10 protein-coding genes and 1 pseudogene are annotated in these 12,390 nt (G+C 52.9%); 7 read left to right on the top strand and 4 right to left on the bottom strand.

Annotation, left to right across the window (positions count from 1 at the left end; all coding sequences use genetic code 11):
* Positions 1-33: 33 nt before the first annotated feature.
* From pabC to ptsG, 6 genes are all read left to right on the top strand, one after another.
* Complete coding sequence (gene pabC / locus QNN86_RS08815) at positions 34-843, top strand: aminodeoxychorismate lyase (RefSeq protein WP_182270065.1); 810 nt, start codon at positions 34-36, stop codon at positions 841-843.
* 2 nt (positions 844-845) lie between these two features.
* Positions 846-1,868 (top strand): cell division protein YceG, encoded by a 1,023-nt coding sequence (yceG, locus tag QNN86_RS08810; RefSeq protein ID WP_182270064.1) that lies wholly within the window; start codon positions 846-848, stop codon positions 1,866-1,868.
* The gene (gene tmk / locus QNN86_RS08805; protein WP_137362073.1) at positions 1,858-2,499 is read left to right on the top strand and encodes a dTMP kinase; all 642 of its coding nucleotides are present in this window, start codon (positions 1,858-1,860) and stop codon (positions 2,497-2,499) included. Before yceG ends, tmk begins: the two co-directional genes overlap by 11 nt.
* Positions 2,496-3,500 carry a DNA polymerase III subunit delta' gene (holB, locus tag QNN86_RS08800; protein WP_414210961.1) on the top strand — a complete coding sequence of 335 codons (1,005 nt, stop codon included), beginning with the start codon at positions 2,496-2,498 and terminating at the stop codon, positions 3,498-3,500. Before tmk ends, holB begins: the two co-directional genes overlap by 4 nt.
* 10 nt (positions 3,501-3,510) lie before the next feature.
* Complete coding sequence (locus QNN86_RS08795) at positions 3,511-4,308, top strand: metal-dependent hydrolase (RefSeq protein ID WP_181619085.1); 798 nt, start codon at positions 3,511-3,513, stop codon at positions 4,306-4,308.
* Between the two features lie 416 nt (positions 4,309-4,724).
* Positions 4,725-6,158, top strand: a complete 1,434-nt coding sequence (gene ptsG / locus QNN86_RS08790; protein WP_096757538.1) for a PTS glucose transporter subunit IIBC — start codon at positions 4,725-4,727, stop codon at positions 6,156-6,158.
* A 55-nt stretch (positions 6,159-6,213) separates the two neighbouring features.
* Here ptsG and QNN86_RS08785 read toward each other — a convergent pair whose 3' ends face one another.
* From QNN86_RS08785 to QNN86_RS08770, 4 genes and pseudogenes are all read right to left on the bottom strand, one after another.
* Entirely contained in the window at positions 6,214-7,992 is a 1,779-nt protein-coding gene (locus QNN86_RS08785; protein WP_181619086.1) for an aminopeptidase P family protein, read from the bottom strand.
* A 15-nt stretch (positions 7,993-8,007) separates the two neighbouring features.
* Complete coding sequence (locus QNN86_RS08780; protein ID WP_115258852.1) at positions 8,008-9,462, bottom strand: AMP nucleosidase; 1,455 nt, start codon at positions 9,460-9,462, stop codon at positions 8,008-8,010.
* A gap of 118 nt (positions 9,463-9,580) precedes the next feature.
* The gene (gene shiA, locus QNN86_RS08775) at positions 9,581-10,903 is read right to left on the bottom strand and encodes a shikimate transporter (protein WP_181619087.1); all 1,323 of its coding nucleotides are present in this window, start codon (positions 10,901-10,903) and stop codon (positions 9,581-9,583) included.
* Positions 10,904-11,246: 343 nt separating this feature from the next.
* A pseudogene (locus QNN86_RS08770) lies at positions 11,247-11,521 on the bottom strand (LysR family transcriptional regulator); the annotation flags it as partial.
* Positions 11,522-11,757: 236 nt separating this feature from the next.
* Between QNN86_RS08770 and QNN86_RS08765 the strand changes: the two are divergent.
* Positions 11,758-12,315, top strand: coding sequence for a hypothetical protein (locus QNN86_RS08765; RefSeq protein ID WP_192466167.1), 558 nt, complete (start codon positions 11,758-11,760; stop codon positions 12,313-12,315).
* Positions 12,316-12,390: the final 75 nt, after the last annotated feature.

Below are 12,390 nucleotides of genomic sequence, written 5' to 3'. Positions count from 1 at the left end.
GCCAAACTAGCTGACCACGAATAAGGAGCCACCATGTTCTTAATTAATGGCCGTGAGCAGGGCACGTTGGTTGCAAGCGATCGTGCGACGCAGTTTGGTGACGGATGTTTTACCACCGCGCGAATTGTCGATGGTAATGTGTGTTTTCTTTCGGCGCATCTCCAGCGCTTAGACGACGCATGCAAAAAATTGCTGATCCCCTTCGATAAGTGGTCAGAACTGCAAGATGAAATGCAAATGCTGGCGGTCGGGCATACACGTGGTGTACTGAAAGTGATCATCAGTCGTGGTAGCGGGGGCCGGGGCTACAGTGGCGCGAACTGTCATTCGCCCACGCGTATTCTCTCTACTTCTGCCTTTCCCGCACATTACGCTCGTTGGCAGAACGATGGGATTGCTCTGGCTGTAAGTCCTGTGCGTCTGGGGCGCAATCCGATGCTTGCCGGAATTAAACACTTGAACCGGCTGGAGCAGGTATTAATTCGTTCTCATCTTGAGCAGACAGACGCCGATGAAGCGCTGGTTCTTGACAGTGAGGGATGGGTTACGGAATGCTGTGCGGCTAATGTGTTCTGGCGTAAAGACGATGTGGTGTACACCCCACGGATGGACCAGGCGGGCGTGAACGGCATTATGCGACAATTCTGTATGCGGATGCTGGCACAATCACCGTTCCAGATTGTCGAAGTGTATGCGCGGGAAGAGGACGTGATGCAGGCGGATGAGATGGTTGTCTGTAATGCATTAATGCCGGTGGTGCCCGTGCGTGCCTGTGGTGACAAGATGTTGTCTTCACGTTTGTTATTCGATTTTTTAGCCCCACTTTGTGAGCACCCAAATTAGTCATGAAAAAATTGTTACTTGTTGTTCTTTTATTGCTGGTTGTGCTGGGCATTGCCACGGGTGTGGGAATGTGGAAAGTTCGCCATCTGGCGGACAGTAAATTATTGATTAAAGATGAAACGATTTTTACGCTGAAAGCAGGCACGGGTCGTCTGGCGCTTGGCGAGCAGCTGTATGCGGACAAGGTGATTAATCGCCCGCGCGTGTTTCAGTGGCTGTTGCGTATTGAACCCGACCTTTCACATTTTAAAGCCGGGACCTACCGCTTAACACCGGATATGACCGTACGGGAAATGTTGCAACTGCTGGAAAGCGGAAAAGAAGCACAGTTCCCATTACGTCTGGTTGAGGGCATGCGCCTGAGCGATTACCTTAAACAGCTGCGCGATGCGCCCTATATCAAGCACACATTGAGCGACGACAACTACGCTACCGTTGCCGAGGCGCTGAAGCTGGAGAACCCGGAATGGGTGGAAGGCTGGTTCTGGCCGGATACCTGGATGTATACCGCCAATACCTCGGATGTGGCGCTGCTGAAGCGTGCGCACCAGAAAATGGTCAAAGCTGTTGATACTGCCTGGGAAGGGCGTGCCGAAGGTCTACCGTATACCGACAAAAATCAGCTGGTGACCATGGCCTCTATTATTGAAAAAGAAACCGCTGTCGCCAGCGAGCGCGATCAGGTGGCCTCGGTGTTTATAAACCGTTTACGTATTGGCATGCGCTTACAGACCGATCCGACCGTGATTTACGGGATGGGCACACGGTATAATGGTAAATTGTCGCGTGCCGACCTGGAAACGCCGACTGCGTATAACACCTATACCATTACCGGGCTGCCGCCAGGCCCGATTGCTATGCCGGGCGAAGCCTCATTGCAGGCCGCCGCGCATCCGGCAAAAACACCGTATCTCTATTTCGTGGCTGACGGTAAAGGTGGTCACACATTTAATACCAATCTTGCCAGCCACAACCGCTCTGTGCAGGATTATCTGAAAGTGCTTAAGGAAAAAAATGGGCAGTAATTATATCGTCATCGAGGGCCTGGAAGGCGCCGGAAAAACTACCGCGCGGGATGTAGTGGTGGAGACACTTGAGCAACTCGGTATCCGCGACATGGTGTTTACCCGCGAGCCAGGTGGGACCCAGCTGGCAGAGAAATTAAGAAGCCTGGTGCTGGACATCAAGTCGGTCGGTGACGAAGTGATTACCGATAAAGCGGAAGTGCTGATGTTCTACGCCGCACGTGTTCAGCTGGTCGAAACCGTCATTAAGCCCGCGTTGGCGAAAGGCACCTGGGTGATTGGCGACCGTCACGATCTGTCGACCCAGGCCTATCAGGGCGGTGGCCGTGGCATCGACCAAACGATGCTGGCCACTCTGCGTGATGCGGTACTCGGTGATTTTCGCCCGGACCTGACGCTGTATCTGGATGTGACGCCTGAAGTCGGTTTAAAGCGTGCCCGTGCTCGTGGTGAGCTGGACCGCATTGAACAGGAGTCTTTTGACTTCTTTAATCGCACCCGTGCCCGCTATCTGGAACTGGCGGCGATAGATCCCAGTATCCGTACCATAGATGCCACACAGCCGCTTGAAGCTGTCATGAATGATATCCGTAGCACCATTACCCATTGGGTACAGGAGCAGGGCGCATGAAATGGTATCCATGGTTACGACCCGATTTTGAAAAACTTGTCGCCAGTTACCAGGCGGGTCGCGGTCACCATGCGTTACTGATTCAGGCGTTACCCGGTATGGGTGACGACGCGCTGATTTACGCCCTTAGCCGCTATCTGATGTGCCAGCAGCCGGAAGGGCATAAAAGCTGCGGACATTGCCGTGGTTGCCAGTTGATGCAGGCAGGAACGCATCCTGACTATTATTCTCTGCTGCCGGAAAAAGGAAAGAATACGCTGGGTGTTGACGCAGTACGTGAAGTCACTGAAAAGCTGTACGAACATTCGCGTCTGGGCGGTGCCAAAGTGGTGTGGATCCCCGACGCTGCCCAGTTAACGGATGCGGCAGCCAATGCCCTGCTAAAGACGTTAGAAGAGCCGCCGGCGCAAACGTGGTTTTTCCTGGCTACTACCGAGCCGGCACGCTTACTTGCCACATTACGTAGCCGTTGTCGATTGCATCACCTTGCTCCCCCGGAGGAATCGTATGCGGTTTCCTGGTTGGCCCGCGAAGTGACTGCCCCGCAGGATGCACTTCTTAGCGCACTACGCCTGAGCGCCGGGTCTCCTGGGGCGGCACTCATGTTGCTTCAGGCAGAAAGCTGGGCGCACCGTAGCGATTTTTGCGCGGCACTGGCGAACACCTTGCATTCCGGCGACTGGTATCAGCTGCTGGCGGCGCTCAACCATGAACAAGCTGCAGCCCGTTTACACTGGCTGGCAACGCTGTTGACGGATGCGCTCAAACGTCCGTATGGTGCTGCCCATTTAACTAACCCTGATGCACTGGCGTTGATTTCATCCATTGCTGAACGGTTCTCCGTGGCGCAGGTTCAGGCGATGCTGGGTGATGTATGCCACTGCCGTCAGCAGTTGCTCAACGTGACGGGCGTAAACCGTGAACTGGTATTAACCGATCTTATCCTGCGTATTGAGCATTACCTGCAACCAGGCACCGTACTGCCTGTTCCTCATCTTTGAGAGAGACATTATGTTTTTAGTCGACTCACACTGCCATCTCGATGGCCTGGATTATCAATCTCTGCATAAGGACGTGGATGACGTGCTGGCAAAAGCGGCAGCGCGTGATGTGAAGTTTTGTCTTGCCGTGGCGACCACCTTACCCGGATACCGCAACATGCGTGACCTGGTTGGCGAGCGCGACAATGTGGTGTTCTCCTGCGGTGTTCATCCGTTAAATCAGGATGAAACTTATGATGTTGAAGACCTGCGCCGCTTTGCCGCGGAAGACGGCGTGGTGGCGATGGGGGAAACCGGGCTGGACTATTTCTATACCCCGGAAACCAAAGTGCGTCAGCAGGAGTCGTTCATTCATCACATTCAGATTGGCCGCGAACTGCAAAAACCGGTGATCGTCCATACCCGCGATGCGCGAGCCGATACGCTGTCGATTCTGCGCGAAGAAAAGGTGACGGATTGTGGCGGCGTACTACACTGTTTTACAGAGGACAGGGAAACTGCGGGCAAATTGCTGGATCTCGGATTCTATATCTCTTTTTCCGGCATCGTCACGTTCCGTAACGCCGAACAGTTACGCGACGCCGCGCGCTATGTTCCTTTGGATCGCTTGTTAGTTGAGACTGACTCTCCGTACCTTGCGCCGGTACCGCATCGTGGTAAAGAGAACCAGCCCGCCATGGTTCGTGATGTCGCAGAGTATATGGCCGTATTGAAAGGTGTTGCCGTTGAAGAACTGGCGCAAATCACCACTGATAACTTTGCCCGCCTGTTTCACATCAACGCTTCTCGCCTGCAATCTATCCGTTAATTGAGTTTTTTTAAAGCTCGTAATTAATAAGTAAACCGAGTAAAGTTCACCGCCATAAAATGGGCGGTGAATAACCAGTTAGACACATTCAGATACTCATTTTATCGGATTGTGCGAATTTTACGGCTATCCACAGCTGAATTGTGATAGCCGTCAAACAAAAATAAGCTGAATTATTTTACTCTGTGTAATAAATAAAGGGTACTTAGATGCCCTGTTCACGGCGAGGTTCTCCCCCCTCGCCAATGCGTGAGAACGTAGAATACGCAAAATCATTCAAGCAGCATCAAGGCGGCAAGTGGGTGAATTGCAGGAGCTTACTTAAGTAAGTGACTGGGATGAACGAGCGCAGCCAACACTGAGGCGGTTTGAAGGATGAAGTGTATAAGCACAAATACTCAGGAGCACTCCTAATTATGTTTAAGAATGCATTTGCTAACCTGCAAAAGGTCGGTAAATCGCTGATGCTGCCGGTATCCGTACTCCCGATCGCAGGTATCCTGCTGGGCGTCGGTTCCGCTAACTTCAGCTGGCTGCCAGCCGTTGTATCGCACGTTATGGCAGAAGCAGGCGGTTCTGTTTTTGCAAACATGCCGTTGATTTTTGCCATCGGTGTCGCGTTAGGCTTCACCAACAATGACGGTGTTTCCGCACTGGCTTCAGTGGTTGCCTACGGCATCATGGTCAAGACCATGGCTGTGGTTGCGCCGCTGGTTCTGCATTTACCTGCTGAAGAGATCGCAGCTAAACACCTTGCTGATACGGGTGTTCTCGGGGGGATTATCTCCGGTGCGATAGCAGCGTATATGTTCAACCGTTTCTACCGTATCAAACTGCCTGAGTATCTTGGCTTCTTTGCCGGTAAGCGCTTCGTTCCAATTATTTCTGGTCTGGCTGCCATCTTTACGGGTGTGGTCCTGTCCTTCATTTGGCCGCCGATCGGTACTGCTATCCAGACATTCTCCCAATGGGCTGCGTACCAGAACCCGGTTGTGGCGTTCGGTATCTACGGCTTCATTGAACGCTGCCTGGTACCGTTTGGTCTGCACCATATCTGGAACGTTCCATTCCAGATGCAGATTGGCGAATACACCAACGCTGCGGGCCAGGTGTTCCACGGCGATATCCCTCGCTATATGGCGGGTGACCCGACTGCGGGCATGCTGTCTGGTGGCTTCCTGTTCAAAATGTACGGTCTGCCGGCTGCCGCTATTGCTATCTGGCATTCTGCAAAACCAGAAAACCGCGCGAAAGTGGGCGGTATCATGATCTCCGCGGCGCTGACCTCGTTCCTGACCGGTATTACCGAGCCGATCGAGTTCTCCTTCATGTTCGTGGCGCCGATCCTGTACATCATCCACGCGATTCTGGCAGGCCTGGCATTCCCGATCTGTATCCTGCTGGGTATGCGTGACGGTACGTCGTTCTCTCATGGTCTGATCGACTTTATCGTTCTGTCCGGTAACAGCAGCAAACTGTGGCTGTTCCCAATTGTCGGTGCTGGCTATGCTATCGCCTACTACACCATCTTCCGTGTGCTGATCAAAGCGCTGGACCTGAAAACACCGGGTCGTGAAGACGCGACTGAAGACAGCAAAGCGGGCGCAACGGGTGAAATGGCTCCGGCCCTGGTTGCTGCGTTCGGCGGAAAAGAAAACATCACTAACCTCGATGCGTGCATTACGCGTCTGCGTGTCAGCGTGGCTGACGTCGCCAAAGTGGATCAGGCTGGCCTGAAGAAACTGGGTGCAGCAGGCGTGGTGGTTGCGGGTTCTGGTGTTCAGGCTATTTTCGGCACCAAGTCCGATAACCTGAAAACTGAAATGGATGAATACATCCGTAACAGTTAAGCCGTAAGATGTTGGGGAGAACTAAGGCAGCCTGCGGGCTGCCTTTTTTAATGCATTAATTGGCCTGAACACGAATCGGCGCGGTGGCAGCAAATAGCCATGGACGAGCATCACTGTTTACGCGCGGTGACAAGGTTTCTCTGACTTGCTGATGGTAATCATCAATCCACTGCTTTTCGCTCTCGCTCAGCAGATGCAACTCAACCAGATTCAAATCAATGGGCACTAGCGTCAACGTGGAGAAGCGGCAAAAGCCAGGGCGACTGTCGATAACCTCCACCTGATTCTCAATGCGGATACCGTATTGTCCGGCCAGATAATATCCTGGTTCGATGGTAATAATGTTGCCCGCAACCAGAGGCCAGGGATTCACTTTCTTCGCAATGCGGTGCGGTTGCTCGTGGATCAACAACTGATGTCCGACACCGTGGCCGGTGCCATGATCGTAATCCAGGCCCAGCGCCCAAAGTGCCCGACGGCTAAACGCATCCAGTTGATGCCCCTGAGTACCGCTCGGGAATTGCAACGTGATCAGCGATAAAAAGCCTTTCAGCACTGCAGTGTAATGCAGTCGACGCTGTGGATCCTGCGGGCCAAAGGCGAGGGTGCGCGTGGTATCCGTGGTGCCGTTATGATACTGACCGCCAGAATCATTCAAATACATCGCCTGAGAGGTGATGGGGGTATTGGTTTTTTCACTGGAATGATAATGACACATTGCCGCATTGCTGGCTGATGCTGAAATCGTACCAAAACTCTGCTCAATAAACCCAGGCTGCTGCTGGCGAAACGCCAACTGTTTTTCCTGGGCTTCCAGTTCGGTTACCGGATTACCCGCCGCCTCACGTAAGGGGACTTCATGCGCCAGCCAGGCGAGGAAGTTCACCCAAGCGGCACCATCCTGCTCATGACATTCGCGATAACCCGCCAGTTCTGTGTCATTTTTATGTGCTTTGATAAGCGTTATGGGATCGGGTGCCCAGAGGAGTTCGCCGCCGTGCTGTTCAATGGCGAATCGCAGTGCAACTGGTGCATAGTCTTTATCGACCAGGAAGCGTTTCCCGTGGGCAAGTTGCTGGCAGCGAGACAGAAAATCCTCTTGTGGCGAAATCGTTAATGCGTTCAGTAGCGCTTCGGGTAACTGCTGCGTTTTGTTGGCATCCACGAACCACTCCAGTTCACCACTGCGATGCAGCAAGGCAAACGAAAAAGGCACCGGAACCATATTGAGATCTGAACCGCGCACATTGAGCAGCCAGGCGATGTTATCGGGCAGGGTGATTGCCAGAAAGTCAGCCTGATGCTGAGCAAGTTGCTCGACGATCCGTGCGCGTTTCTGCGCACTGCTTTCGCCGCTGATCTCAATGGGCATTTCGCGGATGATGCCGCAGGGGGCAGCCGGACGGTCGAGCCAGACTGTATCGAAAGGATCGGTTTCCAGCGCGACCAGTTCGCAATGAGTGGCCGAAAGCGCCTCAAACTGGCTGTTGACCATCAGCAGAGGCTCAAAGCCAATGCGGGTACCTGCTGGCACATGCGTCTGCAAATAATCGGCTAGCGGCTCGTCGTGTAAATGATGAATCTCGAAATCGTCCAGGGAGACTTCGTTACGCACCTGGACCTGGTAACGTCCATCGACAAACATTAATGCGCGATCGCGAAGCACCAGTGCCAGACCGGCTGAACCGCTAAAGCCGGTAAGCCAGGCAAGTTTATTGTCGTGTGGTGTGCAATCCTCACTCTGATGAGCGTCGGCGCGTGGAACAATCATACCATCCAGTCCCTGTGCTAACAGGAGATTGCGCAGGGCGGAAAGGGGCGTTGAGTTATGCATAGTTACCTTCAGGCCTTAACGGAACGGCGGTTCGTTGAACGTACGTAGTTTGCGGGAGTGCAGGCGATCGCCTTCAGCGCGAAGCCGATCGATTGCCCGAATACCGATTTGCAGATGCTCGGAAATTGCACCTTCATAAAAACGGTTGGCCTGGCCTGGCAGTTTAATCTCTCCGTGCAGCGGCTTATCGGAAACGCAAAGCAGAGTGCCGTAAGGTACGCGGAAGCGGTAACCCTGGGCGGCAATCGTGGCGCTTTCCATATCGATAGCGACGGCACGGCTGAGATTAAAACGCAGCGCAGAGGCAGAATAGCGCAGCTCCCAGTTACGATCGTCGGTGGTGACGACGGTACCGGTACGCAGCCGTTGTTTTACCTCTTCACCGGGCATACCGCTGACCTCTTTGGTGGCGTCATACAACGCACGCTGGACTTCGGCGATGCTCGGAATCGGAATATCTGGCGGCAGTACGGCATCCAGCACGTGGTCATCGCGTAGGTAGGCGTGGGCGAGAACGTAATCACCAATGGCCTGGCTCTCACGCAGGCCGCCACAGTGCCCAATCATTAGCCAGACGTCAGGACGCAGGACCGCCAGGTGATCGCAAATGGTTTTGGCGTTTGACGGGCCAACGCCGATATTCACCAGCGTGATCCCCTGACCGTCGGCGGTGATTAAATGCCAGGCGGGCATCTGGTGTTTCTTCCAGGCAAGATCGGAAATGGCCTCTTCAGGCGCCTCGGTTTCTGCGGTAATCCAAATCCCGCCGGCGCATGACAGCGCAATATAAGGACTGTCCGGGTCGAGGATCTGGCTACAGCCCCAGCGCACAAACTCATCGACATAGCGAGTGTAGTTGGTGAACAGTACGAAGGGCTGAAAATGTTCTACCGGTGTGCCGGTGTAATGGCGCAGGCGTGCAAGTGAAAAATCAACGCGTCGGGCGTCGAAGTGTGACAGGGGAGAAAACTCTGCCGGGTGGAATGTTCCATCCGCGGTTTCATCGCCAATCTGCGACAGTTCGGTAGTGGGGAAATGGCGCGTTAATCCAGCGCTCATGGAGCGGTCGAGCGTCAACTCAGAACCGTCTATCACGTAGGGGTAGGGGATCTCGTGCTGGGACGGTTCGACAGAGATATGCGCATCGTAATCCTGGTACAGCAGAGTGAGCTGTTCTTCAAGATAAGGTCGGAACAGAGACGGGCGAGTAATGGTCGTGGTATAGCAGCCAGCATGGGTAAAACGGCCATAGGCGCGTGTTTTTGGAGGATTCGTTGCGCTGCCATCCCAGGTTACAGAAAGTGAAGGGTAAACAAAAAGACCTTTATCTCGGGCGATGATGTCAGGAAGCGTCCCGGTTTCAATGTACTTGCCAATGGCGCTACGCAGAGCCTTAACCGATTGCTCATACAATGCGTCCAGTTTATCCAGTGCCTGAGCCGGGGTCAGGCTGGAGCCCTTATTGTTCATGTCTGTCTCCTTGTTCCACAGATGTGCTGCTCTCCCGATAGTATGTCACAGGAATGTGAAACAAAAGTCAGACGTTAAGGAAGAATATGCGAAGGCCGAACGGCCTTCGCAGAACGTCTTAGCCGTGCGGTTTATCTTTCATCAGAATTGCGGTCGCGGCAGAAATAAGACACCCCGCCATCAGGTATATGGCTACACTGTGCCAGTTTCCGCCCGAGAAGGTCACCAGTACCGCGGCAATAAACGGGGTAAAGCCGCCGCCAACGACGCTGGCTACCTGATAGCCAACGCCAGCACCGCTGTAACGGTAACTGGCGCCAAACAACCCGGTAAACATCGGCTGTTGCACGCAGACCACCATGTCGTGGGCGATGTTTGCCAGCATAATGGCGAAGAATACAATCCAAAAGATAGACTGTGCCTCAAGGGCCATAAAGAACGGAAAGGCACAGAGCGTGCCGACCAGAGCGCCGGTAATGTAGACCCGTCGGCGGCCGAAGCGGTCAGCAAGCCAGGCGAAACAGGGGATGGTCAGACAGCTCAACCCACCCACTAACAGACCGATATTCAGAAACAGCTCGCGCGGTAGACCCAGATTTTGCGTGGAATAGTTGAGTGCAAACGCGGTGACGATATACATGGTCAGCAGCTCACACAGGCGCAGGGCGATTATCTTTAAAAACGCGCCCGGATGGCGGATTAACGCCTCGACGACCGGCAGTCGTTTTTTCGCGGGCAGCGGTTCCAGTTTTTGCTGCTCGAACTCAGCTGATTCCTCCATGCGGTTACGCATCCATAATGCGCCAAGTACCAGCACGATGCTGAACAGGAATGGGATGCGCCAGCCCCAACTCAGGAACTGCTCATCGGTTGTTTGCGAACTGATCAGCGAAACCAATCCGGTCGAGAGCAATAGGCCAACGCCATAACCCACCTGCACCCCGCTGCTGTAGAAGGCTTTTTTATTTTTTGGCGCGCTTTCGACAGAGAGTAATGCCGCACCGCCCCATTCGCCACCGACGGCAAATCCCTGAATGGCGCGTAGTGTTACCAGCAGTACTGGAGCCCACCAACCGATAGTGTCAAAAGAGGGGATGATGCCAATCAACGCCGTGGCAATACCCATCACCCAGACGGTAAGCATCAGCATACGTTTGCGGCCAAGACGATCGCCGAAGTGACCGAAGATCACTCCGCCTAATGGCCGGAATAAAAATCCGACACCAAAGGTGGCAAAGGCCGCGAGCGTGCCCATCGCCGGACTGACTTGCGGGAAAAATTCGCGGTTAAAGACCAACGCGGCGGTGATGCCATACAGCAAAAAATCATACCAGTCGACCACGGCACCGGCGAAGCTGCCCAGTGCGGCACGTCGAGCGCGATCGCGATGATGTAAAGAGGAGTCCTCCTGAGGACTCGCGGAGATGAGGGTGGAATCCATAGCTATCCTGTCTGTACTGATTTTTTGTTATTAGTATTGGAATAAGGTTACGCACATTGCAGTCGATATATTAGCGACTGTGATGAGACTACCGCGACAGGCGGGAAGAGAAAACGATTTTATCTGTTACAACGGAGTAAGATGACAAATAGGACGAAAGAGAAAGTAGAAAAGCAAAAAGCCTGCTTAGTTTCCTAAGCAGGCTTCTTAAATTTGGCTCCTCTGACTGGGATCGCCGTAGCCAATAACTGGCTAATAAGTAAGCTAAACCTGAATTTCCTTTCTGTCAAGACCGCTAGAATGACCACCCATCGACGCTGATGAGCAAATGGCTGGGGTTTAGTTAGTAATTGTTGGAATTGGGGACATGATGCCGCATTAATTCAACGATCAATCAATAAAAACACGCAGTTTGGCGTTGACATGGTGATTCGGCGGAAGCGCCAGGTGCAGGAGCATTGGACTGATACGCCATTATGCAAATAACGGAATTAAAGAGTCAGCAGACTGATGTGCTGTTGCCATATAGATTGGCAGCGCGATCACTCCTAAGCTGGCTAACTCAGCTTCGAGGTAAGCATTGCCATCATCCACGGCAAATATATAGCCGCCCGTGATCGGTTAGTTTTCAGTTTTATGCATCTTCCTCCAGCGCTTTGGCTCTAATGGCGCTGGTTCTGCTGGTTCTGCTGGTTCTGCTGGTTCTGCTGGTTCTGCTGGTTCTGCTGTTTCTAGGGGACGTACTCGAGCCGGTTCGAAGGGCAGTTTTTGCGCCATATAAAACGCAATTTTGAGGGCGCTTTCCCTTGCATATTATATAATTTTTCACTTTAAACTCACACAGAGAATGAACCATGAAAAAACCACACCAGTCATACGACCTGCCTATTCCTGACGACGACTACAAAATGGCTTACGTCATGGAACGCGATAAGCTGAATTTCGAATCCCGCGACATCTGGGTTTACCTAGGTGCTGACGTCGCTGACCCCACCTTTGCAAAGGTAGGGATAACGATGAAAAATATGGGGTCCCGATCATCTAGCTCCGCGAACCCCCGTTATTACCTGTTCTGTGCCTTCCAGTGCCGCCACGACACAACAAAAGAAAGGCTCAGACAGATTGAAAAAGGTGCTTTGAACTATCTTGACGCCATATTTGGATCGGAAAAAAGGGAGCGTCATACGGAGTCACAGATTCTGTCAGAGTGTTATTATGGTATCAATTTTGAGGATTTCTTTTTCCATCTGCACGATTACCTGTGGGAGAACCACTACGGGGATTTTCAGGCTTGTGATTACGTGAGTGAAACAAACCCCGAATGGGTATACGGCGGTGTGCTTTCATTTGAGTTCAACGAGCGTGTGACACTCGATGTTAGAAAGCGTTATCTGAGTATGATCGTCAAATAAAGCCTTCTGTCGTTAAATTGTCACGCGCTGTGTGCTTATCATTGAACGTACAGATAGTAGTCCTAGAAGTCAGCC

It is taken from the genome of Citrobacter sp. C348 (assembly GCF_047467975.1).
GTDB lineage: Bacteria > Pseudomonadota > Gammaproteobacteria > Enterobacterales > Enterobacteriaceae > Citrobacter > Citrobacter gillenii.
Note: the sequence above shows the minus strand (reverse complement) of the source record. Positions and strands in the feature narration are given on the sequence as shown.

Bases quoted from the DNA above. Each gene is read 5' to 3' on its own strand.
- pabC (WP_182270065.1), top strand. From the start codon at position 34: ATGTTCTTAATTAATGGCCGTGAGCAGGGCACGTTGGTTGCAAGCGAT.
- yceG (WP_182270064.1), top strand. From the start codon at position 846: ATGAAAAAATTGTTACTTGTTGTTCTTTTATTGCTGGTTGTGCTGGGC.
- tmk (WP_137362073.1), top strand. From the start codon at position 1,858: ATGGGCAGTAATTATATCGTCATCGAGGGCCTGGAAGGCGCCGGAAAA.
- holB (WP_414210961.1), top strand. From the start codon at position 2,496: ATGAAATGGTATCCATGGTTACGACCCGATTTTGAAAAACTTGTCGCC.
- QNN86_RS08795 (WP_181619085.1), top strand. From the start codon at position 3,511: ATGTTTTTAGTCGACTCACACTGCCATCTCGATGGCCTGGATTATCAA.
- ptsG (WP_096757538.1), top strand. From the start codon at position 4,725: ATGTTTAAGAATGCATTTGCTAACCTGCAAAAGGTCGGTAAATCGCTG.
- QNN86_RS08785 (WP_181619086.1), bottom strand. From the start codon at position 7,992: ATGCATAACTCAACGCCCCTTTCCGCCCTGCGCAATCTCCTGTTAGCA.
- QNN86_RS08780 (WP_115258852.1), bottom strand. From the start codon at position 9,462: ATGAACAATAAGGGCTCCAGCCTGACCCCGGCTCAGGCACTGGATAAA.
- shiA (WP_181619087.1), bottom strand. From the start codon at position 10,903: ATGGATTCCACCCTCATCTCCGCGAGTCCTCAGGAGGACTCCTCTTTA.
- QNN86_RS08765 (WP_192466167.1), top strand. From the start codon at position 11,758: ATGAAAAAACCACACCAGTCATACGACCTGCCTATTCCTGACGACGAC.